The 25,463-nt window shown below is 60.3% G+C and carries 23 protein-coding genes and 2 pseudogenes; 12 read left to right on the top strand and 13 right to left on the bottom strand.

Annotated features, from left to right (window positions below; all coding sequences use genetic code 11):
* Positions 1-44 precede the first annotated feature (44 nt).
* The gene (locus CAF74_RS14610) at positions 45-1,715 is read left to right on the top strand and encodes a bifunctional diguanylate cyclase/phosphodiesterase (RefSeq protein ID WP_085746792.1); all 1,671 of its coding nucleotides are present in this window, start codon (positions 45-47) and stop codon (positions 1,713-1,715) included.
* A 40-nt stretch (positions 1,716-1,755) separates the two neighbouring features.
* Here CAF74_RS14610 and CAF74_RS14605 read toward each other — a convergent pair whose 3' ends face one another.
* Positions 1,756-3,150, bottom strand: coding sequence for a NorM family multidrug efflux MATE transporter (locus tag CAF74_RS14605; RefSeq protein ID WP_085746791.1), 1,395 nt, complete (start codon positions 3,148-3,150; stop codon positions 1,756-1,758).
* Between the two features lie 157 nt (positions 3,151-3,307).
* Between CAF74_RS14605 and CAF74_RS14600 the strand changes: the two genes are divergently transcribed.
* The 3 genes and pseudogenes from CAF74_RS14600 (at position 3,308) to CAF74_RS29660 (ending at position 6,385) form a co-directional block, all read left to right on the top strand.
* Complete coding sequence (locus CAF74_RS14600; protein ID WP_085746790.1) at positions 3,308-4,228, top strand: LysR substrate-binding domain-containing protein; 921 nt, start codon at positions 3,308-3,310, stop codon at positions 4,226-4,228.
* Positions 4,229-4,408: 180 nt separating this feature from the next.
* Positions 4,409-5,530 (top strand): annotated as a pseudogene (locus CAF74_RS29665) (Cache 3/Cache 2 fusion domain-containing protein); the annotation flags it as partial.
* Positions 5,525-6,385: a methyl-accepting chemotaxis protein gene (locus tag CAF74_RS29660; protein WP_371855392.1), complete on the top strand. Its 861-nt coding sequence runs from the start codon at positions 5,525-5,527 to the stop codon at positions 6,383-6,385. The pseudogene CAF74_RS29665 and the gene CAF74_RS29660, both read left to right, overlap by 6 nt.
* 105 nt (positions 6,386-6,490) lie before the next feature.
* On the opposite strand, the gene CAF74_RS14590 is transcribed toward CAF74_RS29660, so the two are convergent.
* The 3 genes from CAF74_RS14590 to CAF74_RS14575 form a co-directional block, all read right to left on the bottom strand.
* Entirely contained in the window at positions 6,491-7,984 is a 1,494-nt protein-coding gene (locus tag CAF74_RS14590) for a YifB family Mg chelatase-like AAA ATPase (protein ID WP_085746788.1), read from the bottom strand.
* 342 nt (positions 7,985-8,326) lie between these two features.
* Positions 8,327-10,525: a S8 family peptidase gene (locus CAF74_RS14580; protein WP_085746786.1), complete on the bottom strand. Its 2,199-nt coding sequence runs from the start codon at positions 10,523-10,525 to the stop codon at positions 8,327-8,329.
* Positions 10,526-10,527: 2 nt separating this feature from the next.
* Entirely contained in the window at positions 10,528-11,598 is a 1,071-nt protein-coding gene (locus CAF74_RS14575; protein WP_256578376.1) for an AAA family ATPase, read from the bottom strand.
* Between the two features lie 369 nt (positions 11,599-11,967).
* On the opposite strand from CAF74_RS14575, the pseudogene CAF74_RS14570 reads away from it, so the two are divergent.
* Positions 11,968-12,236 (top strand): annotated as a pseudogene (locus CAF74_RS14570) (HigA family addiction module antitoxin).
* Here CAF74_RS14570 and CAF74_RS14565 read toward each other — a convergent pair.
* Together CAF74_RS14565 and CAF74_RS14560 are read right to left on the bottom strand one after the other, a co-directional pair.
* Complete coding sequence (locus CAF74_RS14565) at positions 12,231-12,758, bottom strand: Bro-N domain-containing protein (RefSeq protein ID WP_085746784.1); 528 nt, start codon at positions 12,756-12,758, stop codon at positions 12,231-12,233. The pseudogene CAF74_RS14570 and the gene CAF74_RS14565 sit on opposite strands and share 6 nt — an antisense overlap.
* 395 nt (positions 12,759-13,153) lie before the next feature.
* Positions 13,154-13,414, bottom strand: a complete 261-nt coding sequence (locus tag CAF74_RS14560; protein WP_007920416.1) for an accessory factor UbiK family protein — start codon at positions 13,412-13,414, stop codon at positions 13,154-13,156.
* 398 nt (positions 13,415-13,812) lie between these two features.
* Between CAF74_RS14560 and glnK the strand changes: the two genes are divergently transcribed.
* The 4 genes from glnK (at position 13,813) to sutA (ending at position 16,596) form a co-directional block, all read left to right on the top strand.
* On the top strand, positions 13,813-14,151 hold the full coding sequence (glnK, locus tag CAF74_RS14555; protein ID WP_002555808.1) for a P-II family nitrogen regulator: 339 nt from the start codon (positions 13,813-13,815) through the stop codon (positions 14,149-14,151).
* Positions 14,152-14,188: 37 nt separating this feature from the next.
* A complete protein-coding gene (locus tag CAF74_RS14550) occupies positions 14,189-15,526 on the top strand; it encodes an ammonium transporter (protein WP_007951904.1) in 1,338 nt (445 codons plus the stop codon).
* Positions 15,527-15,741: 215 nt separating this feature from the next.
* Positions 15,742-16,167 carry a secondary thiamine-phosphate synthase enzyme YjbQ gene (locus CAF74_RS14545; RefSeq protein WP_011336526.1) on the top strand — a complete coding sequence of 142 codons (426 nt, stop codon included), beginning with the start codon at positions 15,742-15,744 and terminating at the stop codon, positions 16,165-16,167.
* A gap of 102 nt (positions 16,168-16,269) precedes the next feature.
* Positions 16,270-16,596 (top strand): transcriptional regulator SutA, encoded by a 327-nt coding sequence (gene sutA, locus CAF74_RS14540; RefSeq protein ID WP_007951900.1) that lies wholly within the window; start codon positions 16,270-16,272, stop codon positions 16,594-16,596.
* Between the two features lie 65 nt (positions 16,597-16,661).
* On the opposite strand, the gene CAF74_RS14535 is transcribed toward sutA, so the two are convergent.
* Genes CAF74_RS14535 through CAF74_RS14510 form a run of 6 tightly spaced genes read right to left on the bottom strand, consistent with a single transcriptional unit; the run spans position 16,662 to position 21,269 of the window.
* Positions 16,662-17,366 (bottom strand): HAD family hydrolase, encoded by a 705-nt coding sequence (locus tag CAF74_RS14535; protein WP_085746783.1) that lies wholly within the window; start codon positions 17,364-17,366, stop codon positions 16,662-16,664.
* Positions 17,363-18,262: a tyrosine recombinase XerC gene (gene xerC / locus CAF74_RS14530; protein ID WP_085746782.1), complete on the bottom strand. Its 900-nt coding sequence runs from the start codon at positions 18,260-18,262 to the stop codon at positions 17,363-17,365. The genes CAF74_RS14535 and xerC overlap by 4 nt, the downstream gene beginning before the upstream one ends.
* 2 nt (positions 18,263-18,264) lie before the next feature.
* Positions 18,265-18,990 carry a DUF484 family protein gene (locus CAF74_RS14525; RefSeq protein WP_007951894.1) on the bottom strand — a complete coding sequence of 242 codons (726 nt, stop codon included), beginning with the start codon at positions 18,988-18,990 and terminating at the stop codon, positions 18,265-18,267.
* A 13-nt stretch (positions 18,991-19,003) separates the two neighbouring features.
* A complete protein-coding gene (gene dapF, locus CAF74_RS14520) occupies positions 19,004-19,834 on the bottom strand; it encodes a diaminopimelate epimerase (RefSeq protein WP_011336523.1) in 831 nt (276 codons plus the stop codon).
* 4 nt (positions 19,835-19,838) lie between these two features.
* Entirely contained in the window at positions 19,839-21,086 is a 1,248-nt protein-coding gene (gene lysA / locus CAF74_RS14515; protein ID WP_085746781.1) for a diaminopimelate decarboxylase, read from the bottom strand.
* Between the two features lie 9 nt (positions 21,087-21,095).
* Complete coding sequence (locus CAF74_RS14510) at positions 21,096-21,269, bottom strand: lipoprotein (RefSeq protein WP_007951888.1); 174 nt, start codon at positions 21,267-21,269, stop codon at positions 21,096-21,098.
* A 239-nt stretch (positions 21,270-21,508) separates the two neighbouring features.
* On the opposite strand from CAF74_RS14510, the gene cyaY reads away from it, so the two are divergent.
* The 3 genes from cyaY to rnk all read left to right on the top strand — a co-directional run bounded on the left by cyaY (position 21,509) and on the right by rnk (position 22,609).
* Positions 21,509-21,841 carry an iron donor protein CyaY gene (gene cyaY / locus CAF74_RS14500; RefSeq protein WP_007951887.1) on the top strand — a complete coding sequence of 111 codons (333 nt, stop codon included), beginning with the start codon at positions 21,509-21,511 and terminating at the stop codon, positions 21,839-21,841.
* 4 nt (positions 21,842-21,845) lie between these two features.
* On the top strand, positions 21,846-22,070 hold the full coding sequence (locus CAF74_RS14495; protein WP_045121669.1) for a DUF1289 domain-containing protein: 225 nt from the start codon (positions 21,846-21,848) through the stop codon (positions 22,068-22,070).
* 128 nt (positions 22,071-22,198) lie between these two features.
* Positions 22,199-22,609, top strand: a complete 411-nt coding sequence (gene rnk, locus CAF74_RS14490; RefSeq protein ID WP_007951886.1) for a nucleoside diphosphate kinase regulator — start codon at positions 22,199-22,201, stop codon at positions 22,607-22,609.
* A 6-nt stretch (positions 22,610-22,615) separates the two neighbouring features.
* On the opposite strand, the gene CAF74_RS14485 is transcribed toward rnk, so the two are convergent.
* The gene (locus tag CAF74_RS14485; RefSeq protein WP_085746780.1) at positions 22,616-25,459 is read right to left on the bottom strand and encodes a class I adenylate cyclase; all 2,844 of its coding nucleotides are present in this window, start codon (positions 25,457-25,459) and stop codon (positions 22,616-22,618) included.
* Between the last annotated feature and the right edge of the window lie 4 nt (positions 25,460-25,463).

Raw genomic sequence — 25,463 nt, 5'->3', positions numbered from 1 at the left:
ATAATGCCCGCCGCCCACATCATTGCAGAGTCTAGGGAGTCAGCTTGACTACGCCTGTCGAACCCTTGCGTTTGCTGCTACTGGCCGAAGAGCCAGCGTGGACAGCGTTATTGCGCGAGTGTCTGGCTCCGTTGGGGAGTGCGGCGGTGCTGATCAGCGCGCCGAGCTGGGAGTCGGTCAGCAGTCTGTTCGAAGACAACCGCCACGCGGTGTTGTTGACCGTTCCCGCGTTGCAGCCGGCGCCCGGCCGTTGCAGCCTGCCGACGGTATTGCTTCTGGAACACGAGCCGGCGACCGCGCCCGACGGCGTCAGCGACTGGCTGGTATTCGATGCCCTCGATGCCGGCATGCTACGGCGTTGCCTGCGGCATGTGCGCGAACGCGGCGTGCTGGAAAACACCCTGCAACGCCTGGCCGAGCAGGATCCGCTGACTGGCATCGCCAACCGTCAGGGTTTCCAGACTCTTCTGACGGCGCGCCTCGCCGAAAATGACGGCCGCGGCCTGGCCCTCGGGCATCTTGATCTCGACAACTTCCGCCACGCCAACGACGCCCTCGGCCACCAGGCCGGCGACCGCCTGATCCTGCAAGTCGTCGCACGGCTGAAAAGTCAGCTGGAAGTCGGCGATCAACTGGCGCGCCTCGGCAGCGATGAATTCGCCTTGCTGATCGATACCCGTCGCGCCCCGCAACGGGCCGAATGGATGGCCGAACGCATCACCGAGGCTTTGGCCGAACCCTACTGGGTCGATGGCGAAAGCCTGCTGATAGGCTCCAGCCTCGGTATCGCCCATGCCCGCGCCCAGGGCGGCGCCGATCCGCTGATGTGGCACGCGCACATCGCCATGCAGCAGGCCAAGAGCACGCAAGGCTGCACCTTTCACATCTTCAACGAACGAATCAACCGCAACGCGCGAAGCATGGCCGACCTCGAAAGCGAGCTGCGCCGGGCCTTGCGTCGCGACGAGCTGGAGCTGCACTACCAGCCGCGCCTGAACCTGCAGGACGGCCAGATCGTCGGCCTCGAAGCGCTGGTGCGCTGGCGCCACAGCGAACGCGGCCTGCTACCACCGAGCGAATTCGTGCCGCTGGCGGAGCAGAGCGGTCTGATCGTGCCGCTGGGTTACTGGGTGATTTCCCGGGCCCTGCGCGATATGCAGGCGTTGCGCGAACGCGGATTGCCGGCGCTGCATATGGCGATCAACCTGTCGTTCCGCCAGTTTCAGGACAGCCAGTTGCTGCCGACGCTCAGCCGTCTGATCGCCGAGCGCGGAGTCGAAGCGCAGTGGCTGGAATTCGAACTCACCGAAACCGCTGTGATGCGCCGCAGCGATCTGGTCAAGCAGACCATGGACGCTCTCGGTCGCCTCGGCGTGCGTTTCTCGCTGGATGATTTCGGCACCGGGTTCTCGTCGTTCGTGCACCTCAACAGCCTGCCGATCACCTTGCTGAAGATCGACAAGAGTTTCGTCGGCGGCATGGAGCAGCGCGAAGAGAACCGCAAACTGGTGCACGCGATGATCAACCTTGCGCACAACCTGCACCTGGAAGTGGTTGCCGAAGGGGTGGAAACCCGCGAGCAACTGGATCTGTTGCGCGGGTTCGGTTGCGATCAGGTGCAGGGTTACCTGATCAGCAAGCCGTTGCCGTTGACGGAACTGGTTGATTACCTGGTGGCTGATGCCAGTCAGCCGCCGCTGGGCATTGTGGTCTGACGAACCAGTAAGCGGGAGCAAGGTTGCTCCCGCCGACCTGTCATTCCGGCTGAGCGATCTTGAAGCCTTGAGCTTGCGGTTCGAGCCGAATCATCCGCTTCATCTTCCATTCGAACGCCAGCGTCAGGCTCACCGCCGCACACGCCAGCCCCAGCGCCAGACCCCACCAGACGCCGGTCGGCCCCCAGTGCAAATGGAACGCCATCAGCCACGCCGCCGGCGCGCCGATCAGCCAGTAGCAACCGAGCCCGACCAGAAACGTGGTCTTGGCATCCTTGAGCCCGCGAATGCAGCCCATGGCAATCGTCTGCGTGCCGTCGAACAGCTCGAACCACGCTGCCACGGCGAGCAGGCTCACCGCCAGACGAATCACCTCGGCAAACGCCGGATCGTTATGGTCGAGGAACAAGCCGACCAACTGATTCGGCAGCAGCCAGAACACCATCGCAAACCCCAGCATTACCACTGCTCCGAAGACGATGCCGACCCGCCCGGACATCCGCGCATCGCTCAATTGCCCGGCGCCGTAATGCTGGCCGACGCGCATGGTGATCGCATACGACATCCCCGCCGGAACCATGAACGCCACCGAGACGATTTGCAGAGCGATCTGGTGCGCCGCCAGTTGCGTGCTGCCCATGGTGCCCATGCACAGCGCCGCGAAGGCGAACAGCCCGACTTCCACCGCGTAGGTCCCGCCGATCGGCAGACCCAAGCGCCAGAGCTCTTTGAGGTACTGCCGGTTCGGCCGCGACAGGCCTTCACGCAGCGGGTAAGCGTCGTAGGCCGGATGCCGGCGAATGTGCCAGGCCAGTGCGAGAGCCATGCAGTTGGCGACAATCGCCGTGACCAGGCCGATACCGGTCAGCCCGAGCTGCGGCAGGCCGAACATGCCGGTGATCAGCGCGTAATTGAGCAGGAAGTTGGCCACCGTGCCGGCGAGGCTGATGACCATCACCGGCGTTGCCCGGCCGATGGCGCTGGTGAAACCGCGTAAGGCCATGAAACTCAGGTAGCCGGGCAGGGCGAACGGCAGGGCGACCAGAAATTGCCCGGCGGCGTTGACGTTGGTCTCGGTCTGGCCGAACAGCAACAGCACCGGTTTCAGATTCCACAACAGCAGCCCGGCACCGAGTGCCATCAGCCACGCCAGCCATAGCCCGGCCTGGGTCAGGCGGGCGGCGCCGATGATGTCGCCGGCGCCCTGACGAATCGCCACCAGAGTGCCGACCGCCGCAATCACGCCAATGCAGAAGATCGACACGAACGAATAACTCGCCGCGCCCAGACCGCCGCCGGCCAGCGCTTCGGGACTGAGGCGCGCCATCATCAGGGTGTCGGTCAGCACCATCAGCATGTGCGCCAACTGCGAGGCGATCAACGGCCCCGCCAGCCGCAGGATGGCCCAGAGTTCGGTACGCACAGGACGCTGCATGTTTTCACATCCTTATAAAAGAGGGAGCAAGAGACCGTCGATTCTCAGGGTTTGGCGCGGGTTGCACAAAGGGATAAAAAGGATGGGTAGCATGATTAAAACTCATCCTGTCGCGATTCTGCTAAGTTGGCGCAATCCCGCCATTGGAGCGTTGTGCATGTCCCGTCGTCTTCCACCCTTGTATGCCCTGCGCGCATTCGAAGCGGCGGCCCGCCACAGTTCGTTCACCCGGGCAGCCGAAGAGTTGTCGATCACTCAAAGTGCGGTGAGCCGGCACATCCGCACGCTCGAAGAGCACTTCGCCTGCCGCTTGTTCCACCGCAGCGGGCGCAACCTGCAACTGACCGAGTCGGCGCGCCTGCTGCTGCCGGGCATCCGTGATGGCTTTGCCGCGCTGGAACGGGCCTGCAATACCTTGCGCGCCGAAGATGACATCCTGCGCATGAAAGCCCCGTCGACCCTGACCATGCGCTGGTTGCTGGCCCGGCTCAGTCGCTTCCGCCATTTGCAGCCAGGAAACGAGGTGCAACTGACCAGCGCGTGGATGGACGTGGATTCGGTGGACTTCAATAACGAGCCCTTCGATTGCGCGGTGTTGCTCAGTGACGGGCATTTTCCGCCGGACTGGGAAGCCAGCCTGCTGTTTCCGGAGGAGCTGATTCCGGTCGGCGCGCCGAATCTGCTCAACGATCAGCCGTGGGACGTGGCGCGGCTGGCCAGCGCCGAATTGCTGCACCCGACGCCGGACCGCCGCGACTGGCGCAGTTGGCTGGAGCACATGGGGCTGTCGGATCAGGTGTCGCTCAAGGGCGGACAGGTGTTCGATACTCTGGAACTCGGGATGATTGCGGCGGCTCGGGGCTATGGGGTTTCCATGGGCGATCTGCTGATGGTGGCCGAGGATGTCGCGCAAGGACGCTTGAGTCTGCCGTGGCCGACGGCGGTCGCCAGCGGCCTGAATTATTACCTGGTGTGGCCAAAGACTCGTCCGGGAGGTGAACGTTTGCGCCGTCTGAGCGACTTCCTGCAAGGCGAAGTCCGCGCCATGGCGCTGCCGGCGGTCACGCGCTTGAGCTGAAACGTTCGAGCCTGCACAATGCCGGCCTTTCGCCATAACCCTGCTGTTCGCTCAAGTATTCGGTTTTACCGCCGAATACGTGCATGTGGAACCGTCGTGCCGGTGGCCACGATTTACCCCCATTAGAAAATTACCCGAGCTGCGATCAAGGAGGATCGGAAGTTCGGCCAGGAGCTGTCCATGTCTCAACCTCGCGCTCGGATCGCCTCGCAGCTGGGCCTCGCGCTCGCCGTGATACTGGCGATAGTCATCAGCGGCAGTACGGTGTTCGCCCTGCGTTCGCTGGACACCGCCAATCTCGCCACCCGTGAAGAACACCTGGCCAGCGAGGCACGCCTGCTCGCCGACCAGCTGAGCACTTTTCACGGCACGCTGCGCGAAAGCACCCAGCGCCTGAGCGGGTTGTTCGAGAAGCGCTTCATCGCGGGCCTGAGCATTCACCCGAGCGAGCCGGTCAATGTTGCGGGCACCCAGACCCCGGGCCTGCACTTGGGCAGCGAAGTGTTGAACAACAACTTCAAGGAAGTCGACGAGTTCAAGCAGATGACGGCGGGCGTTGCCACGCTGTTCGTGCGCAGCGGCGAAGACTTCATTCGCGTCAGCACCTCTCTGAGCAAACAGGACGGCACCCGCGCCATCGGCACCGTGCTCGACCACGCTCACCCGGCCTATGCGAAATTGATGGCGGGGCAGGGTTACGTCGGTCGCGCCTTGCTGTTCGATCGCTCCTACATGACTCAGTACACCCCGGTGCGTGACAGCAGCGGCAAGGTAATCGCGGCGTTGTTCGTCGGCTTCGATTACACCGACGCGCAGAACGCCCAGTTCGCCAATCTCAAGCGCTTCCGTATCGGCCAGACCGGCTCGCTGGCGCTGCTGGACGAGAAGAACCAGTGGCTGGTGGCGCCGGCCGGTGTGCAGGCGCTGGATCAAGCGGTTCCTGTAATCAACGGTCTGGCGAAAACGCCGGGTAAAGGACAGTTCTGGAGCGACAAGTCCGAAGACTTCTACAGCATCGCCGTGCCGTTCGAGGGTGGCCCGTGGTCGGTGGTGGCGAGCATGCCGAAAGCCGAGATCCGCGCGGTGACCTGGAGCGTCGGCACTCAGCTGGCCATCGGCAGTCTGCTGGCGATGCTGCTGGCGGTCGGCTCCGTGGTCTGGTTGCTGCGCAGCAAACTGGCACCGCTGGGCGATCTGGTCCGCCAGGCTGAAGCCCTGGGCGCCGGCGATCTGAGCGTGCGCCTGAGTGTGTCGAGCAACGACGAGATTGGCCAGTTGGCCCGCGCGTTCAACCAGATGAGCCAGGCCCTGTCGACCATGGTCGAGCACATCCGCCGCGCCTCGGAAGAGGTCAACCGTCGGGCTCAAGCGCTGTCCGGTCTGTCTGGCGGCGCCTATGAAGGCATGGAGCAACAGTCTGGCGAAATCACCAGCATGGCCGGCGCCGTTGAAGAGTTCTCCGCCACGTCGCTGAACATTGCCGACAACATGGGCAACACCCAGCGTCTGGCCCAGGAAAACGCCCAGCAGACCCAGATCGGTCGCACGTCGATGGAAGAAGCGTCTTCCTCGCTGGAGCAGATTGCCGGCGCACTGAACACCACCGCGACCGTGATCAACACGCTCGGTCAGCGCTCCCAGGAAATCGGCGGCATCGTCAGCGTGATCACCTCGATTGCCGAACAGACCAACCTGCTGGCACTCAACGCTGCCATCGAAGCGGCCCGTGCCGGTGAACAAGGTCGCGGGTTTGCCGTGGTGGCCGACGAAGTGCGCAGCCTCGCCTCGCGTACCCGTCAGGCGACGGATGAAATTTCCAGCATGATTCACAGCATTCAGCAGGAAACCGGCAACGCCATCAGCAACATGGAGCAGGGCAACCTGCTGATGCAGGAAGGCCTGTCGCGCAATGCCAATGTGGCGTCGGCGCTGGCGCGCATTGACGAGCAAAGCCGCTCGGCGGGTGAGCAGTTTGCCGCGATCACCACCGCGACTCAGGAGCAGAGCAGCACCGCGACTTTGCTCAGCAGCAACTTGCAGAGCATCGCGATGGCCAACAGCGAGCAGCGCGAAGTGGTATCGAACCTGGCCATCACCGCCAAGGAACTGGAAGGCCTCGCAGCCGACCTGCGCCAGGAAGTCGACCGCTTCCGGTGAGGCGTCTCTGAAATAGCTATCGCGAGCAGGCTCGCTCCCACAGGTTTTTTGTTGGACCTGTGAGAGCGAGCCTGCTTGCGTTTGGGCCCGCCACGACCTCGACACTTACTGAGTCGCCGGCCGATACTGCAACGCTTCGGCCAGATGTTCGCGACTGATATCCGCGCACTTCTCCAGATCCGCCAGCGTCCGCGCGACCTTGAGCAGCCGATGCGCCGAGCGCAGCGACAAGGTCAGTCTTTCGCACGCCGTCTCCAGCCAGGTTTCATCGGCTGTGGATAACTTGCAGTGCTTCTTCAGCCCCGGCAAATCGAGAAATGCATTGGCACAGCCCTGGCGTTTTTGCTGACGATCGCGGGCCTCTGCGACCAATGTGGCCGCGCTGGCGCTGTCCTCTCCCGGTTTCACCGCAGGGTTCAACGCTGTCGCCTCCCGCGCCACCGTCAGGTGCAAATCGATCCGGTCCAGCAACGGCCCCGACAGTTTGTTGCGATAGCGCTGCACCATGTCCGGCGTGCACGAACACTTGCCGCTCGGTTCGCCAAGATATCCACAGGGACAGGGATTCATCGCCGCCACCAGCTGGAATCTCGCGGGAAACCGCACCCTTTCCTTGGCCCGTGCGATGACGATGCAGCCGGATTCCAGCGGTTCGCGCAGAACCTCCAGCACCTTGCGATCAAACTCGGGCAGTTCATCGAGAAACAGTACGCCGTGATGGGCGAGCGTGATTTCGCCGGGTTGCGGTTTTGAGCTGCCACCGACCAGTGCCGGCCCGGAGGCCGAGTGATGCGGCTGGCGAAACGGGCGCTGCGGCCAGTGGGTCAACGGTGCGCCGCTGGCGACGGATTGAATCGCCGCCACCTCCAGCGCTTCGCTCTCGGCCAGCGGTGGCAGCAAACCGGGTAATCGACTTGCCAGCAACGTCTTGCCCGTCCCCGGTGGCCCGCTGAACAGCAGGTTGTGGGCACCGGCGGCGGCAATCAGCAGCGCCCGTTTGGCGGCCAGTTGGCCCTGTACTTCATTCAGGTCGGGATAGGGTTTCGCGGCATGGATCAGCCCATCCGAGACATAAGGCTCGACCGGCGTATGCCCGTTGAAATGCGCCACGGCCTCCAGCAGATGATCCACCGCGATCACCCTCAGCCCAGATGCCAGACAAGCCTCCTCGGCATTCGCCCGTGGCACCACCAGCGTCCGCCCGGCCTTGCGCGCTGCCAGTGCCGCCGGCAACACCCCGCGCACCGCCCGCACGGCGCCGGACAACGCCAGTTCGCCAAGGCACTCCACGTCATCCAGCGTCAACGTCGGCACCTGCACACTCGCCGACAGAATACCCAGCGCAATCGCCAGATCGAACCGCCCGCCATCCTTGGGCAGATCCGCCGGCGCCAGATTCAGCGTGATCCGCCGCGCCGGAAACTGCAGCCCCGAATTGATGATCGCACTGCGCACCCGGTCCTTGCTCTCTTTCACCGCGGCTTCGGGCAGGCCGACCATGGTCAGCGAGGGCAGGCCGTTGGCCAGGTGGACTTCGACGGTGACGGCGGGAGCATCCACGCCTATCTGGGCGCGGCTGTGGACGATGGCGAGGGACATGGTCGTTCCTTGAGTTGAATCGGGGGCCGCTTCCTGCGGGTTTTTGAAGGGTAGTTGGGGAGGGCGGCGTTGGAGGGATGTTTGCCTGGGCAACTTTTTTCTGGATATTGCGGGGAGGGGGCATGTGAGTATGAGCAGCGAAGCTGCCAAGGAGTACGGGAGGCCCCTGATGGCGAGAGGTGTTAGGAAGTTGAACAACCTGTTCCTTTCCCTTGGAACCAGTATGACTCAAGCAACATACGTTGACAGTAGCAATGGATCTTGGAAGGAAGTGCGCGAAATTACATCAACGGATGGGTGCCTCATCCAGAGGCGCCTTGTTTCATTGGCCGAAATTTTAGATTAGGTCTGAATTCCTGTTTGAGTGTCGCCTGCAGTCGACAGAGTTTGAAGTACGGGATACTCGGCCTGAACTAGTGAAAGCAGATTCAGTACACCGGGGGCTTCAATCGTAACAACCAAGGCGTACGGCATTGGGACTGAGTCTTCTAATCTGACGGCTTCTCCTTCATCTCTTACCTGATAATTGATGTGGAAATAGGGATTGTCCAAGTCATCAACGTCGACCTTTCTTTTGGCATGAAGGACAGTGTCCCAACGCATAGAGTCCTTTCGCAATTCTTCTTCCGTCTTGTACATGCCGCCCCCGAAGAGTGGCATTGATTTTTTGGGTGCCTTGTAAGCACGGACCCAGAGTCCTGCGCGCGTGTAGTTGATGGCATGAGCTGCATCTACAGGTGCTCGATAACAGAAAGTGGCACCTATCGTGATTTTTGCTCCTGCTGGTAGTCCCTTGGGAACTGGGATCAGTGCTTTTTGAGGGTGTCCAGGGCGAGTAACACCTTGGTAGACCACTCTTACCACGTCTTGTGGAGTAAATAGAATTTCTTCCGGATCGAGTGGAATTCGCCCCCAGCCAACCTCCGAGCGGGAGTGGTTACGAGAAGTGAACTCTGTTCCGTTGATCATTAATGCTTGAAGAGTAATGGGTTCGAAAACAGAGCCACTGAGCACGTCAGCTCCCACGGCAACTCTCAGCGCAAGTGGGCTGGCAAAACTCGTTCCCGCTACTGAAACTACAGAGCCTGCGAGTGGGTTGAAAATAGGAAGTGGCTCTTCGTTTGACCCGCCAAATGCAACGATGTCCGGCTTTACATATCCGGGGCTGCGGCCAGGGCCCACTGCACTGTAAGGCGCTTTATTCCATTTTTTCTGGCTTGAGTCGGCAGCTCCGACTGCAAATACGTTAACTGCATCTCCAGGGGGCTGAATGCGTCCTAGCTCCCCTTCAAGAAATCCATTGTTGCCCACGGCTGTAGTGCAAAGTGTTTGGCCATCTGCCAACTCTGTGTCAAGTCGAGATGTCCATTCATGTACATCGTCATCAAAGAAAGTCGCCACCGGACCGAGACTGATGTTCGCAAAACGATATGGATTACCCGAAACCTTTGCACTTCGTAATGCCGTGATTACCCGATCAAGAATGTCGAGGGCTTGTTCAGGATTGTCAGAGGTAGGCAGTACTCGATGGTGATCAACATGACAGAATGGTACGGGAAGGTATTTGTCATCAGGCTTTACGTGGCCATAAAGAAATGCTGAAGTTACATTTACGCCATGCGATAGATCTTTGATTGAGGATGAGGGTTGTTGGGCGCTTGAAATCTCAGTCGCATATCCCGGAAATGCGTTAGCAATCCCACCATCAAAGATTGCAGTTTTGATTGAAGATTTTGGAGCTTCTGTAGGCGTTTCAACAGCACCAAAAGCTTTAGTAATAGCAGGGGTGAGCTTCCATTCTTCCTGGATTTCCGGAAGAGAGCGCACTAGCCGAATGCGCGTGAATTGAGCTACCTGATGTATTTTATCCGGTGGTATTTGCACCGCTACAAAAGTGAGGCCCGGAACGAATCGAAACCCGCGACCGGATATCCGTCCTCCCAACTCCTCTACAAGATTTTTGAACGCGGTCAGTATGTCGGCATCTGCTTCCGTGGCGTGCATGGTGACATGGATGTAGTCTGGCCAACGTGTGTCCACGCTAATGCGTAGCTTTTCATCTGCTTGATATGGGCATATTAGTTCAATCCGAGCAAATTGTTCCTGTCGGCCGGCCGATGTATATGTGCTCAGCAAGCTATTATCCATAGCTCTAAAGCTTTCGGCTGTTCCAGACACGAAGATTGATGCGGTTTCTTGGTTTTTTGGCGTTTCGCTTCGTCCAACTCTTGGCGTGATATTAACAGGGCGAGAGCCGAGAATCGAAAGGCCAGAGTCGCGCAAAATTGTTGAAGGAAAGTATGATTTTGCTAAAAAAGATGGGTGCAAAATAACTTTTGCTGTAATTTCGCGTCTAGGTGCGAACCGTTCTTGGGTATTGCCTGCAAATTCAGCTACCTCAAGGATTTGGTTGTGCAGAGCTTCTCTCGCATCATTAATAGAGTACGGTAGCCATTTCTTGCCTCCTCCCTTAGGCCACGACAACTGGCCGATGAGTTCGTGCCCATTCGCGATAAGTAAGTTGCGCGGTTTTTCTGCCATAACTAATCATCCTTATTAATTCGACGTAGCATTCGTGAAACTGTAGATGCGTGAATATTAAGTTCGGCTCCTATCGCGCGTAGTGATTTACCTTCCGCCTTGAGTCTTTTGATTTCTAAGTAGCGGATCGTATCTTCATTGTCGAGCGCTTCTGGTAGGATTAATTTCAGGAGTGCATGTTCGAATGATGTGTCTTGAAGAACTACTTGTCTTCTCGCTCTTAATACTAATCGGCAAGTGTCTGAAAGTGGTTTTCCAACTAATGTCGGAGCCAGCTTTACGGCTAGGCCGTGGTCGCAACCTAGTTGAATTAGTAATGCTTCTATTTGGTTTTTGCTACTTTCCGGAAACCGAAGCCAAAAATCAAACCGTCTGAAAATCGCACGATCTAGCAATTCCTCATGATTCGTCGCTGCCACGAGAAGTGAGGTAGATGGCCATTCGTCAATAGCTTGTAAAAGAACGTTAACAACACGTTTTAGCTCTCCCACATCTTGTCCATCATCACGCCTTTTGGCGAAGGCATCAAACTCATCTAGTAGAAGGACACAGGGCTGAGATTTTGCATGGGCCAAGACTTTTACCAAATTGTTTCCGGTTTTCCCCAAAAGGCTGTTGACCGCAGCAGCCAAGTTAAGAGTTACGAGAGGAAGGTTTAGTTGTTCAGCTAAGTATGCCGCTGCAAGAGTTTTTCCAACTCCGGGAGGGCCAGATAGTAGGATCGTACGGGAGGGATTGAGCCCTGCCTCAATTAAGCGACCTGCATTCATCCATTCATCAACCAGAGCCTGTAAACCCACCCCGACGTCGGGGGCCCAAATAGGTTTGTGTTCCATTTGGACTGGGAACTGAACCGTTGTGAGTGGAAGGTTGCTGTCAGCGTCGACTGGGCTTAGGTTGGCTTGCTGTGCTGCAGAGTCGCGGGCAAGTGATAGTTGTGACGAATTCGCTTCAGCTAGTGCTTTCGATAGGATTTCTGTAAGTGGGGATTTTTCTCGCCGCAGCCGTGCAATGAGCCGGCTCAATCGAAGCTGAAAAGATGGTGCGTTTCCTGTGCAGCCTTCACGGATCAAGGCAATCCATTCTGCGTGGGAGGCGGGAACTGTAGGCACGTTGTGTTCTCTGTGTGTTGCGAGTGTTGCGCAGTGTTGCACGTATACCTGCAACACTCAAGGTGCATCTGAAATTGGGAGCGTTACAGGCCAATTTGGTGTGGTTGCTGGTGCTCGGTGGATTCTTAAATCGAAGACACATGCATTCCGCCGTTTTGGTGATCAGCGCGATACCGGAGAAGGAGCTGCGTAATCAGGCGTGAAAAGATACTTTTTTGTAAGACTATGCCCTGATAGTTATAGGACGTCGGCGAACAGGGTTCGGCGGTATTGTGTCCTCGCGCTGGATGCCCCAGTTTGGCCGCTCAATACAGCCTCTGGAGGCGAAAAATGAACCGCAATGGTATGCGCCCGATTCATCCCGGCGAAGTTCTGAACAAGGAATTCATGGAGCCGTTGGGCATGACTGTCATGGACTTGGCCATGCCCACGAACTGGCCTGAAACCGAGATCGAAAAACTTGTAAAATGCCAGCTCAGGATCTGCGCCGATTTGGCAATCAGGCTGGCCTCCACCTCAACACCACACCTGAGTTCTGGATGAATCTTCAGTCGACTTACGATTTACGCAGGGCTCAGCTCCGGCATGCGGGCCTATAGCGATTGCAGCATCCGCGAAGCCCTCTTCCACCAAGTGCCCGGTTCTGGGCGCTTTAGCTTTTCCCGTTCTACCACCATCAATGGCACATCCTGCAACCGAATCCACGGCTGGTTATTCCAGTGCAGCAAACTCAACGACATCTCGGGCCAATTCAGCAGGCTTAGCTGTGGGCGTTCGTTTGTGGTGGGGTGCTGGGCGTCGCGCAGGGTGGGGATGACTTGATGGGTGAGCCATTCGCGTAGCGCTCGGTATTCGGGGCAGTAGTGGTAGACGAGGAGGGCGTAGATGCCGGATTCGCTGATCAGGAGGGTGTTTTCGATCTGGTTGTGGATCAGGGTTTTGCGGGTTTGGTATTGGTCGGGGTCGAGTTTTCGCAGCATGCGTTCGTTGAGGTAAATGTGCAGCAGGCGGCCCAGGTCGCGGGCAGAGAACCAGGGTTGGTTCTGGATGAGCAGGGCGTGGAGGGGGAGTTTGTGGCGGATGAAAACCTGAGGAGTGAGATACGTATCTTCGTTATTCATTGAACAGCTCCTTTTGCTTTAGGGCTGCCCTCAATTGTCGCCAAACAATTGGGTGGCAGTCGTACGCGGGTTGGCGAACCGGAGCAAAAGGAACCCGGCAGACCCGAAGGTCTCCCACGCACAACCGCCATGACTCGATGTGGCGGTAAACATAGCCGCCATCATGGTTTTCGTGCGCCTTAAGCTTTTCGGGTCGCCAAACCCAGTGCTGAACATTCAGCATTGGGTGAGCTTAGGAATCAGGGCTTCACGGCGCAATCGGACGGCGGGGTTGCAATCTGTAGGATTCTGCCGGGAGTCGATAGCGAATCCTGAATCGCGGGAAGGTCGTTCCGACCTTCATTCGCGGGCAAGCCCGCTCCCACAAGGGACCGCATTCACAAAGACACGAGGTGTTACTCAGCCGGCGGCGTCAGCTTCGCCTCCATCTCCGCCACCTTCGCCTCAAGGCTCTCGAGCCGGGCGCGAGTGCGCGCCAGCACGACCATCTGACTGTCAAACTCTTCGCGGCTCACCAGGTCCAGTTTGCTGAAGGCACTTTGCAGCAGCATTTTGAACTGGCTTTCGATTTCGGCTTTTGGCAAGGGCGTGTCGCCGCTGAACAGGCGGGAGGCGGTGCCGCTCAGGGCGTCGAGGAAGTCTTTGGGCGCGAGCATGGGATATGTCCTGGAAACAATGGCCGGCAGTGTATCACGCAGTGTCTATAGTCATTGGCGCAGGCACGGATGCACGCTTTTCGCGCAACTGGATGCACGGCCGCGCACCGTTGTTGTGCGTATCCCGAGTGCCATTTGGGTGATGGCATCTGCCGCAGCGGCCAAGGGATTGAAATCAGTGGTTTTTGGCGAGATGGCAAGCTTTCTGCTTAGTCACCTTCGACCCATGCACTGATGCAGTCGCTGTGACGAATGCAGTGCGGCAGACGGAGCGGGGAGTTTCGTCTGGAGCGGTTAGCTGGCGTCGACAACGAAGCGTTACAAAGCCAGGCACTGCGCTTAGACTTGAGTCGGGTTTGTTTTCCTGGGGCAAGTCCACCAATTCGGGAGAGAGTTTCATGAAGCTAGTCACTGCCATCATCAAGCCGTTCAAGTTGGACGACGTGCGCGAGTCGCTGTCCGAAATCGGCGTGCAGGGCATTACCGTTACTGAAGTCAAAGGCTTCGGTCGGCAGAAGGGTCACACCGAGCTGTATCGCGGCGCGGAGTATGTGGTCGATTTTCTGCCCAAGGTGAAAATCGACGTGGCCATCGACGACAAGGATCTGGATCGGGTTATCGAGGCGATAACCAAGGCTGCCAACACCGGCAAGATCGGTGACGGCAAGATCTTCGTGGTCAATCTGGAACAGGCGATCCGCATCCGTACCGGCGAAACCGATACCGACGCGATCTAAACGCCGCCACAAACCCAACGCCCCAGGAGAAAACAATATGACTCTGCGTAAATTCGCAGGGCTAGGAGCCCTGTTGTCTATCGTAATGCCCGGCCTGGCCATGGCGGCAGACGAAGTGGCAGCTCCAGTCCTGAACTCCGGCGACACCGCCTGGATGCTCACCTCCACAGCCCTCGTGCTGTTCATGACCATTCCTGGCCTCGCGCTGTTCTACGGCGGCATGGTTCGGTCGAAAAACATTCTTTCCGTGATGATGCAGTGCTTCGCCATTACCGGTCTGATCAGCGTCCTGTGGGTCATTTATGGCTACAGCATCGCGTTCGACACCACCGGCATGGAGCAGGGCGTCGTCAACTTCAACTCGTTCGTGGGCGGTTTCGGCAAGGCGTTCCTGGCCGGCGTCACCCCAGCGAGCCTGACCGGCCCGGCGGCGCTGTTCCCCGAGGCGGTCTTCATCACCTTCCAGATGACCTTCGCGATCATCACCCCGGCGCTGATCGTCGGTGCGTTCGCCGAGCGGATGAAGTTCTCCGCGATGCTGATCTTCATGGGCATCTGGTTCACCCTGGTCTACGCACCGATCGCGCACATGGTCTGGTCCGGCAACGGCGGCCTGATGTGGGACTGGGGCGTACTCGACTTCGCCGGCGGCACCGTGGTGCACATCAACGCCGGTGTGGCCGGTCTGATTGCCTGCCTGGTACTGGGTAAACGCAAAGGCTTCCCGACCACCCCGATGGCGCCACACAATCTGGGTTACACCCTGATGGGCGCAGCGATGCTGTGGGTTGGCTGGTTCGGCTTCAACGCCGGTTCCGCTGCGGCCGCCAACGGCACCGCCGGCATGGCGATGCTGGTGACCCAGATTGCGACCGCCGCTGCGGCACTGGGCTGGATGTTCGCCGAGTGGATCACTCACGGCAAACCAAGCGCACTGGGTATCGCATCCGGCGTCGTTGCAGGTCTGGTCGCGATCACTCCGGCGGCTGGCACCGTGGGCCCGATGGGCGCCCTGGTCATCGGTCTGGCGGCAGGCGTGGTGTGCTTCTTCTGCGCCACCACCCTGAAACGCAAACTCGGTTATGACGACTCCCTGGACGCCTTCGGCGTGCACGGTATCGGCGGTATCCTCGGCGCGATCCTGACCGGTGTGTTCGCTGCACCGTCGCTGGGTGGCTTCGGCACCGTCACCGACATCGCCGCACAAGTATGGATTCAGTGCAAAGGCGTCGGCTTCACCGTGATCTACACCGCCATCGTCACCTTCATCATCCTCAAGGTGCTGGATGCCGTGATGGGTCTGCGCGTGACCGAGGAAGAAGAATCGGTCGGCCTGGATCTGGCACAACACAACGAGCGCGGCTACAACCTGTAAGCACGCGCCACAAAAAACTTGCCCGGCTCGCCGGGCATTTTTTTGTCTGGAATTTGTCTTCCCTGATACAGCTGAAAGGATTTTTCGTACTGCTTTGGTCGTGTTTACGACGAGTGTTTTTCTGCGGCCAAAGGCTTACATCATTGAAGGAATATTAGGGCCTTTGTTTTTTTCCAGAGCGCGCTAGAATGCGCCCCGAACGTGCGGAGAACTGTATGTGGCAACAGACTCTGATAACCCTGCGGGCACGGCCCCGGGGCTTTCATCTGGTGACGGACGAGTTGCTCGCCGGCCTGCCTGAACTCAAGGCATGCCGGGTCGGTCTGTTGCATTTGTGGCTGCAGCATACCTCGGCGTCGTTGACCATCAACGAGAACGCCGATCCGGCGGTACGTCGCGACTTCGAACGATTTTTCAATCGTCTGATCCCACAAGGAGCAGACGGCTATGAGCATAACGACGAAGGCCTGGACGACCTCCCGGCGCACTTCAAGGCCAGCGTGCTGGGCTGCCAGATCAGTTTGCCGGTAACGGCGGGCCGACTGGCACTGGGCACCTGGCAAGGCGTTTACCTGGGCGAGCACCGTGATCATGGCGGTGCCCGTAAAGTCCTCGCCACCTTGCACGGTGAAGGGGCATAAACCGTTGGTCACCAATGGTTACCGATTTTTTTCCGGCGACTTTCGACAGTCGCCAAAGCTGGTCTATAACTAATCTGCTTTTCGCAAGTCATGAGGTAGAACATGAGCGACGATGATCTGGAAAACGACGACCTCGAAGTAGGCGACGAAGACGAGGCCGAAGACGGTCTGGAAGCAGCAGCGGAAGACGTTGCTGAAGACGATGGCGGTGACGATACGCCGGCCCCGGCTGCCAAAGGCAAGGCCAAGGCTGCGGTGTCGGTCGACGAGTTGCCGAGCATCGAAGCCAAGAACAAGGAGCGCGATGCCCTGGCCAAGGCCATGGAAGAGTTCCTTGCGCGCGGCGGCAAGGTGCAGGAAGTGGAGGCCAACGTGGTCGCCGATCCGCCCAAGAAGCCGGACAACAAGTACGGCAGCCGCCCTATCTGAGGCGTGTCGCTTGCTTGCTGAAAAAGCCCGCCGTCGCTGCGGGCTTTTTCATGGGCGAAAGAAATCTAGCCGCGGCTGTTCCAGCGAGCGAGTACGGCAGGCAGATCGTTCAGGCTGCGAATCTCGGCATCCGGCAGGCGCTCCGCTTCCCAGTCCTTGCCGGCCGGGTTGAACCAGATCGCTCGCAGACCGGCTTGCTGCGCCCCGGCGATGTCATCCCCCGGGTGATCGCCGATATGCACAGCGGCTTCGGCGCTCACGCCGCCGCGCTGCAAAGCTTCATGGAACAGTCGAGCATCCGGCTTGGCTATGCCGATGTCTTCGGCACACAACGCAAACTTGAAGTAATCCGCCAGCCCGAGACGACGGACATCGGCGTTGCCGTTGGTGACCACCCCGAGGGCGTAATGCTTGGCGAGGGTTTCCAGGATCGGCTCGACCTCCGGGAACACCTCGATCTGATGCCGCGCATGCAGAAACACTTCAAAACTCTTGTCCGCCAGATCCGACGCTTCGCCGTGGGCGTAACCGGCTTCTTCCAGCGCATGGAACAGCACGCGCCGGCGCAACGCGCTGATGCGGTGCTTCAGGCCCGGTTCGTTGGCCAGCACCCGCTCGCGGATCGACCACAGATGCTCGACTGGCACCGCGCCCAGATTCGGCGCATGTTCGCTCAGCCATTCGCGCAAAACCGCTTCGGCGCTGACGATCACCGGGGCGGTGTCCCACAAGGTGTCGTCGAGGTCGAAGGTGATCAACTGGATGCTCATGAATCGTCGCCTTTCATGCGTTTGGCCCGTGGATGGGCGCTGTCGTAGACCGCCGCCAGGTGCTGGAAGTCCAGGTGGGTATAGATCTGGGTGGTCTTGATGTCCGAGTGGCCGAGCAGTTCCTGCACCGCGCGCAGGTCCTGGGAGGACTCAAGCAAATGGCTGGCGAAGGAGTGCCGCAGCATGTGCGGGTGCAGGTTCTGCCCCAGTTCGCGCTCGCCGGCGAGTTTGACCCGAACCTGAATCGCGCGCGGGCCGAGGCGTCGGCCTTGCTGGCTGACGAATACCGCGTCGTCCGCCGGATTGGTCAGCGCCCGCAGCGGCAGCCATTGCTCCAGTGCTTCCCGGGCCTTTTTGCCGACGGGCAACAGGCGCGTCTTGCTGCCCTTGCCGAGCACCTGAACCATGCCGTCGGCCAGATCGAGCTGATCGAGATTGAGCCCGGTCAGCTCCGACAGACGCAGTCCGGAGGAATAGAACAACTCCAGAATCGCCTGATCGCGCCGCGCGAGGAAATCGTCCTCCACGGCACCTTCAAGCAGTTGCAGGGCGCGATCGGTGTCGAGGGTTTTCGGCAGCCGACGTTCGCCTTTGGGCGGTGCCAGGCCGGTGGCCGGATCGTGATCGCAGAGACCTTCACGATTCAGATAGTGATAGAGCCCGCGCACCGCTGAGAGCAGGCGCGCCAGACTGCGTGAGGACTGGCCCTGGGCATGCAGGCGGGCGATCAGGCTGCGCAGGCGCTGGATGTCCAGCGCCTGCCAGCTATCGATGTTCTGTTTGTTGCACCAGCCGAGGACTTTGTCGAGGTCGCGTCGGTAGGCCGACAGCGTGTGCGGCGACACCTGCCGCTCACTGCGCAGGTGTTCGCAGTAAGCGTCCAGTTGTCGTTCCATGCTCAGCGTACCGAGCGCAGGGAGCTGTTGACCCGTGGCAGCACGCGACCCATGACTTCGGCGATGTAGCTGAGGAACAGCGTGCCGACCGAGCTCTTGTAGTGCTGCGGATCACGGCTGGCGATGGCCAGGATTCCGTGGATGCCTTGATGGCTGACGGCGACCACGGCGGTGGAGCCGATCTGCTTGCGCTGTTCTTCGCCGAACAGGAAGTCCAGCTCATGCTCACGCAGGCTGCCGCTGACGCTCTTGCCTTCGGTGAGCAATCCGCCGATGGCGGTTTGCGCGTCGGCGTGGGTCACCCAGCGGCCGACCGGGGCCGGGTTGTCGCCCAGCAGGATCAGGCTGACGAAGGGCACCTGAAAATCCTGACGCAGGCTGTCTTCGACGCTGATCACCACATCTTCCAGAGTGGCGGCGTCCATCAGCGCAAGGATCAGGCGACGGGTCTTGTCGAACAGGCGATCGTTGTCCCGGGCGACGTCCATCAAGTGGGAGAGACGGTGACGCATCTCGATGTTGCGGTCGCGCAGGATGGCCATCTGACGCTCGACCAGCGAGACGGTATCGCCGCGCTGATGGGGGATGCGCAGGGACGGCAGCAGTTCTTCATGCTCGACGAAGAAGTCCGGATGAGCCTCCAGGTACGCGGCAACCGCTGCCGCCTCCAGGCTCTCGGACGCTGATTCACCGGACTGTCGGGCGGGTACCTGAGGCTTATCGGTCATGGCTTCTGCTCACTCAAAGACGCACTTGTCCTTCGTATACGCGCACTGCCGGGCCGGTCATCAACACCGGTTGGCCGGGGCCTGCCCACTCAATGGACAGACGCCCGCCCGGCAGGTCGATCAGCAGTGGCGAATCCATCCACCCCTGACTGATCGCAGCTACAGCAGCAGCGCAGGCACCGGTGCCGCAGGCCTGGGTTTCCCCGGCGCCGCGTTCCCAGACGCGCAGTTGCGCGCGATGGCGGTCGATGACCTGGAGAAAACCGACGTTGACCCGCGCCGGAAAGCGCGGATGGTGTTCGATTTTCGGCCCCAGTTCATGCACCGGTGCAGTGTTGATATCGCTGACCCGCAGCACCGCATGGGGGTTGCCCATGGACACTGCCGCCAGATCCACCGGCGTACCGTCGACATCGACCTGATAACTCAGGGCCTGTTCCGGCGCCTGGAACGGAATGTCCGCCGGCACCAGGCGCGGGGCGCCCATGTTCACGCCGATCTGGCCGTCGTTACGCACGTCCAGCTCGATGATGCCGCCCTTGGTTTCGACGCGGATCTGTCGCTTGGCGGTCAGACGCTTGTCGAGCACGAAGCGGGCGAAGCAGCGCGCACCGTTGCCGCACTGCTCCACTTCGGAGCCGTCGGAGTTGAAGATCCGGTAACGGAAATCCACATCCGGATTGCTCGGCGCTTCGACGATCAGCAACTGGTCGAAACCGATGCCGGTGTGCCGGTCGCCCCACATTTTTGCGTGCTTGGGCTGAATATGCGCGTGCTGGCTGACCAGGTCGAGAACCATGAAGTCGTTGCCCAGGCCGTGCATCTTGGTAAAACGCAGCAGCATGGGGTTACTCCGGCAGCAGGCTTTCGCCGGCAAACAGCTCGGCCACGGTTTCGCGGCGACGCACTTCAAATGCCTGATCACCATCCACCAGCACTTCGGCGGCACGGCCGCGAGTGTTGTAGTTGGAGCTCATCACGAAACCGTAGGCACCGGCCGAATGCACGGCCAGCAGATCGCCTTCTTCCATCGCCAATTCGCGTTCCTTGGCGAGGAAGTCGCCGGTTTCGCAGATCGGGCCGACGACGTCGTAGGTACGCGCAGCAGTATCGCGTGGCTTGACCGGAGTCACGTCCATCCAGGCCTGGTACAGCGCCGGGCGGATCAGGTCGTTCATGGCCGCGTCGACGATAGCGAAGTCTTTGTGCTCGGTGTGCTTGAGGTACTCGACCTGAGTCAGCAGCACACCGGCGTTGGCGACAATGAAGCGGCCCGGTTCGAACACCAGCGCCAGATCACGACCGACCAGACGCTCGCGTACAGCCTTGATGTAATCGGCGGCCAACGGCGGCTCTTCATCGCGATAACGCACACCCAGGCCGCCACCGAGATCGATGTGACGCAGGTGGATGCCGCAATCGCCGAGGCGATCGACCAGATCCAGCAGGCGATCGAGGGCATCGAGGAACGGAGGCAGGGTGGTCAGTTGCGAACCGATGTGGCAGTCGACGCCGACCACTTCCAGGTTCGGCAGGTGCGCGGCACGCACATACACGTCTTCGGCGTCGGCGATGGCGATGCCGAACTTGTTTTCTTTGAGACCGGTGGAAATGTACGGGTGGGTGCCGGCATCGACGTCCGGGTTCACGCGCAGCGAAATCGGCGCGCGAACGCCCAGCTCGGCGGCGACCACTTGCAGGCGCTCGAGCTCGTCGGTGGATTCGACGTTGAAGCAATGCACACCGACTTCCAGCGCACGGCGCATGTCGTCACGGGTCTTGCCGACGCCGGAGAACACGATCTTGTCCGGGCTGCCGCCGGCGGCCAGAACACGCTCCAGCTCGCCACGGGAAACGATGTCGAAACCGGCACCGATACGGGCCAGGACATTCAGGACGCCGAGGTTGGAATTGGCCTTGACCGCGAAGCACACCAGGTGCGGCATGCCGGCCAGCGCATCGGCGTAGGCCAGGTACTGGGCCTCGATGTGCGCGCGGGAGTAGACGTAGGTCGGTGTGCCGAAGCGATCGGCGATGGCGGACAGCGCCACACCTTCCGCGAACAGTTCCCCGCCACGGTAGTTAAAAGCGTCCATGGCGATCCCTTAGTAAACGTCGTGCTTGTGTGCCTTGGAGACAGGCTGCTTTTGCGAAGACTGGGCTTGCTCGGCCGGGTCCTGATCTTCATCGGGCAGGTACAGCGGGCCTTTTTGACCACAAGCCGAAACAAGGCAGGCAACCGCGACGAGCGCAGCAAGGGAAGAGATCAGGCGCTTCATGGCGAAATCCTTGAAAATGCGTTAATTGCGCCGGAGTATACCGGCCACCCGGCAGCTTGCCTATGCGACGGAACTCCCGTCCGGCGGGGCTCGGGCTGCGGCGCGGAAACTTTTCCCGCGTGGCGGGTGGATATTTCGTCGCCGGGCAGGGCGCTTGGTCGTTATCCTTTGCAATCGGCTGGCAGCGTCCGTATCTTGCGGCGCTTGAGCCTGATCAGACATTTTTTGAGGTTGCCGCAATGAGTTTGTCCGAAGCCCGTTTCCACGATCTGGTCGATGAAACCCAGGAAAAACTGGAAGACATCTTCGACGACAGCGACCTGGACATCGACATGGAGAACTCGGCCGGTGTGCTGACCGTCAAGTTCGAGAACGGCACCCAGCTGATCTTCAGTCGTCAGGAACCGTTGCGTCAGCTGTGGCTGGCCGCGGTGTCCGGCGGTTTCCACTTCGACTACGACGAAGAAAGCGAACGCTGGATGTGCGACAAGAGCGAAGAACAGCTGGGCGAAATGCTCGAGCGCATCGTCAAGCAGCAGGCCGGCACCGAATTCGATTTCGAAGGCCTGTGATTTCGTGACTGATACTGCGCCCGTCCGTCCGCCGAAGCCGCTCTACAGCAACGTCAGCCCGGCCGTCCCTTCGCCGTGCACCGGCGTGTGCCGGCTGGATGAACAGAAGGTCTGCCTCGGCTGCATGCGCCATGTCGAAGACATCCGCGAGTGGCGTTCGGCCGATGACGAGCGCCGCCGGGTGATTTGCGCGCAGGCGGCTCAGCGCCGGCAGCTCGCCGGAGCGTAGCTTGTATATTTTTTGAGCTGTGATAGTGTCCGGAAACGCCTCAACCCATCGAGGCCTGGTGAAAACCCCGTCTTTTTTGGCGGGGTTTTGCTTTTTTTGTGTGCAGAAGAAAGGAGTCTGCCCGGATCATGACCGCACCTTCCATCACCCTTACCCGTCTGGACGTGCAACGTCTGGAGCGCCTGATCGACAGCCTGGATGACACGCTGCCGGGCGTGATCGCGCTGCAAACCGAACTGGACCGCGCCGATACCCTGGTCGGTCACGATGAAGTGCCTGCCGATGTCGTGACGATGAATTCCCGCGTGCACTGCCGCGAAGAGAGCAGTGGCAAGGACTACCACCTGACCCTGGTCTACCCGAAGCACGCCAACGCCGACGAAGGCAAAGTCTCGATCCTGGCCCCGGTCGGCAGTGCGCTGCTGGGCCTGAAAGTCGGTCAGCACATCGACTGGCCGGCTCCGGGTGGCAAGACCCTGAAACTGACTTTGCTCGAAGTCGAATCGCAGCCGGCCAACGGCGGTGATTTCCCGGAGTAACCCGCCTCAGACCTGCTCGAGCGCGTCGTTCAGAGAGCGTTCCAGGTCGGCCTTGTAACGCAGATACAGATTGCTCGAACTCTGCCCGTCACCGATCACACCCGACAGGTCCAGGTCGGTGATGTAGCAGCGGTAGCGCTCGCTTTCCCGGCGCTGCCCGACGATCTCCCGGGCGACCACGCTGAACAGCTGGTCGCCATGTTCCAGCTCGCTGAATTCCCGTTGATTGCAATACAGCGTGACCTGCACTTCGCCGGGTGCGGCTTTGCCGACGATCGCCTGCACGTCGTAGAACGGTTTGTTGACCGGCGTCTGCGGCGCCGGGCGCATTTCGACCCGTCGTGCGCGTCCCGGCCCTGATGGCAATAACTGGTAATACAAGATTTCAAGGCTGGCGGCATGGCCCGCATCCATCGGCAGCAGCGCTTCGCGGCGGAACTGGATCGATTGCAGGAACCGCTGCAGCGGCACCAACAGGCTTTGCTCGTCGTGATAGGGCAAGTGCTGTTGCCACAGCGCATTGAACTCGTCGAGTACGTACAGCTCGGCGGTTTGTTCGGTGATCCGGTAGAACACCTGAATGCATTCGGGCTGGCCCATCGGCAGGATCAACGCCAGGTCGTGGTCTTCCAGCGCCATCGGGTCCAGGTGCAGCGGGCTGTAGCGCGGCTGTTCCTCGCCCAGGTAATCGAGCAGCGCCGGCAGGGTGGCGAGGGGCACATGGCTGACCTGGCCCGGCACCAGTTCCAGCACGTGGTAATGCTGTTGCACCTGAATCAGGTAGCGGTGATTCAGGTCGCTGAGCAACAGCGTCTGCGCGGTGTCGACAATTTCTTCCACCCGGCGGGCGATGAATTGCGCGCGGTTGTGACAGAAACAGCGCACTCGCAGCGAGGGCTGTTGCGGCCCGCGCGGCAGGTTGTTGAGGTAATCGCGCAGGCAGTCCATCAGGGCATGCGGGCCATCGAAGCGGTTGACCAGCACTTCGTTCCAGCTGTTGAGCGTGACCTGATCCAGGGTCAGCACCAGGTTTTCCCGCACGCCGGCGTAGCTCAGGGAGTCCGTGCGCTCGGTGGTCATCAGGATGTTCAGGTCGCGGTGATGCTTGAGCGGATCGACTCCGACATTCACCAGCATCAGCACTTCGCTCGGCACGGCGGCGCGCAGCAGCGGTTCTTCGGCGACGGTCGACAAGGGCAGGGCGATGCTTTGTTGCAGGCTGCCGAGCAGGTTGAACAGCTCGAACTCGCTCAAATCGCTGGTGCCGGGGTGCAGGGCCAGTCGGGTGCTGCTGTCGATCACGCCGTTGCGGTGGCACCAGGTCAGCAGTTCGAGCAACTCGCGGCTGCGCTTGATCGGCGCGAAGTGTTCCCACTCCAGCGCCGTCAGGCTGCCGTTGTACAGGCCCCACTGGGTTTGTCCCGGTTCCTTTTTGTTCGGCGATTGCACCAGGGTCAGGGTGTCTTCGGCCAGGTCCGGGGCGATGCCGGGATTGATGAACTCGACCTTGTCGGCCTTGCGTTCGAACGCTGCGTACAGGCGCCGGCCGAGAACGTTGAGGTCGCGCTTGTTGATCAGGCTGACCGTCTGTTCGGTGCGGGCGAACTGGGTCAGGAAGCGGTAGCTGTAATTCAGCTCGTTGACCAGCGCCCGGCGCTCGGCGCTGACCTGGCGGACTTTCCACTGGCTGCGGCTGTCGAGCAGCGCCAGTTGCCGCTGATCCCAGTGCCATTCGCTGGCCAGTCTTTCCAGCAGTGAACGCTGCCAGCTCTGGGTGCGGGTGTTGCCGGTGAGCTTGCGGTTGACCTTGAGGTACAGCGCGCGGCGTACCAGCTCCAGGCGCTCCGGCTCGTTGCGCGCAGTGAGGTATTCCTCGATCCGCCGGTAGACCACCATGTACGGGTCCAGCTCGTCGAGATCCAGCCGGTTGGCGAACACCGCCTGCTTGAAGCGCAGGCTCAGACATTGCACCTGCGGATGTTCGCTGGCGTAAACCTCGGTCAGCAGCAGCTTGAGCACCGATTTGTAAGGTGACTCGATGCCTTTGAACAGTTGCCACAGCCCGGCGCCGACGAACTCGCCCGGCGGAATGTGCGCCATCGGCCCCAGGTCGAGGGTTTCATCATTGCGGATGAAACGTTTGGAAATCAGCGTGTGGGTGTACGCGTCGTAGGCACGTTCTTCGTAGACCGGCACCAGCCACCAGATCGGCGTGCGCCCGGCGAGCCAGATCGCGGTGCGGTAGAACTCGTCCAGCAGCAGATAGTGCTGGGTGGTGCCGCAATCTTCGGAGCTGAGTTGAGTGTCGCGTTCGCCTTTGATGAAACGCACCGGGTCGATCAGGAAAAAGTGCGCCTCGGCTCCCTGGCTGGCGGCCCAGGTTTCGAGCAACTGGCATTTCTTGCGCAGTTCGGCCAGCTCGCTGTCGCTCAGGTCGGGGGCGTGGCAGACCCACACGTCCATGTCGCTCTGGTCGGCCTGGGCCAGCGTGCCGAGGCTGCCCATCAGGAACAGCCCATGAATCGGCCGTGGCGGGTTGCTGCCGTGACGCGGCTTGTAGGAGAACGAGCGGGTCAGGCGCTGGGCTTCGGCAAGCGCATCGGCTTCCGGTTCGTAATTCGACAGCCCGGCCGGCGTACTGCCCGAGACATAACCCGGCAACAGCGGATGATTGACGTGGAAAAACAGCGGCAGCAGCGTCAGCACACTTTGCTGGCGCGTCGAAAGACCTTCCAGCGCCCGGTTCAGGCGGCCTTCATTGAGTTTGAGAAAACGTGCACGTAGCTGGCTGAGTACCTTGCGGTCGATGCCTTCGTCCAGGTCGGGGCGGATTTCATGGGTGCGGGTCATGTCG

The organism is Pseudomonas sp. R45(2017) (assembly GCF_002112305.1).
Classification (GTDB): domain Bacteria; phylum Pseudomonadota; class Gammaproteobacteria; order Pseudomonadales; family Pseudomonadaceae; genus Aquipseudomonas; species Aquipseudomonas paraglycinae.
Note: the sequence above shows the minus strand (reverse complement) of the source record. Positions and strands in the feature narration are given on the sequence as shown.

Excerpts from the sequence above, each read along its gene's own strand:
- CAF74_RS14605 (WP_085746791.1), bottom strand. The coding sequence starts at position 3,150 with ATGCAGCGTCCTGTGCGTACCGAACTCTGGGCCATCCTGCGGCTGGCG.
- CAF74_RS14600 (WP_085746790.1), top strand. The coding sequence starts at position 3,308 with ATGTCCCGTCGTCTTCCACCCTTGTATGCCCTGCGCGCATTCGAAGCG.
- CAF74_RS29660 (WP_371855392.1), top strand. The coding sequence starts at position 5,525 with ATGAGCCAGGCCCTGTCGACCATGGTCGAGCACATCCGCCGCGCCTCG.
- CAF74_RS14590 (WP_085746788.1), bottom strand. The coding sequence starts at position 7,984 with ATGTCCCTCGCCATCGTCCACAGCCGCGCCCAGATAGGCGTGGATGCT.
- CAF74_RS14580 (WP_085746786.1), bottom strand. The coding sequence starts at position 10,525 with ATGGCAGAAAAACCGCGCAACTTACTTATCGCGAATGGGCACGAACTC.
- CAF74_RS14565 (WP_085746784.1), bottom strand. The coding sequence starts at position 12,758 with ATGAATAACGAAGATACGTATCTCACTCCTCAGGTTTTCATCCGCCAC.
- CAF74_RS14560 (WP_007920416.1), bottom strand. The coding sequence starts at position 13,414 with ATGCTCGCGCCCAAAGACTTCCTCGACGCCCTGAGCGGCACCGCCTCC.
- glnK (WP_002555808.1), top strand. The coding sequence starts at position 13,813 with ATGAAGCTAGTCACTGCCATCATCAAGCCGTTCAAGTTGGACGACGTG.
- CAF74_RS14550 (WP_007951904.1), top strand. The coding sequence starts at position 14,189 with ATGACTCTGCGTAAATTCGCAGGGCTAGGAGCCCTGTTGTCTATCGTA.
- CAF74_RS14545 (WP_011336526.1), top strand. The coding sequence starts at position 15,742 with ATGTGGCAACAGACTCTGATAACCCTGCGGGCACGGCCCCGGGGCTTT.
- sutA (WP_007951900.1), top strand. The coding sequence starts at position 16,270 with ATGAGCGACGATGATCTGGAAAACGACGACCTCGAAGTAGGCGACGAA.
- CAF74_RS14535 (WP_085746783.1), bottom strand. The coding sequence starts at position 17,366 with ATGAGCATCCAGTTGATCACCTTCGACCTCGACGACACCTTGTGGGAC.
- xerC (WP_085746782.1), bottom strand. The coding sequence starts at position 18,262 with ATGGAACGACAACTGGACGCTTACTGCGAACACCTGCGCAGTGAGCGG.
- CAF74_RS14525 (WP_007951894.1), bottom strand. The coding sequence starts at position 18,990 with ATGACCGATAAGCCTCAGGTACCCGCCCGACAGTCCGGTGAATCAGCG.
- dapF (WP_011336523.1), bottom strand. The coding sequence starts at position 19,834 with ATGCTGCTGCGTTTTACCAAGATGCACGGCCTGGGCAACGACTTCATG.
- lysA (WP_085746781.1), bottom strand. The coding sequence starts at position 21,086 with ATGGACGCTTTTAACTACCGTGGCGGGGAACTGTTCGCGGAAGGTGTG.
- CAF74_RS14510 (WP_007951888.1), bottom strand. The coding sequence starts at position 21,269 with ATGAAGCGCCTGATCTCTTCCCTTGCTGCGCTCGTCGCGGTTGCCTGC.
- cyaY (WP_007951887.1), top strand. The coding sequence starts at position 21,509 with ATGAGTTTGTCCGAAGCCCGTTTCCACGATCTGGTCGATGAAACCCAG.
- rnk (WP_007951886.1), top strand. The coding sequence starts at position 22,199 with ATGACCGCACCTTCCATCACCCTTACCCGTCTGGACGTGCAACGTCTG.
- CAF74_RS14485 (WP_085746780.1), bottom strand. The coding sequence starts at position 25,459 with ATGACCCGCACCCATGAAATCCGCCCCGACCTGGACGAAGGCATCGAC.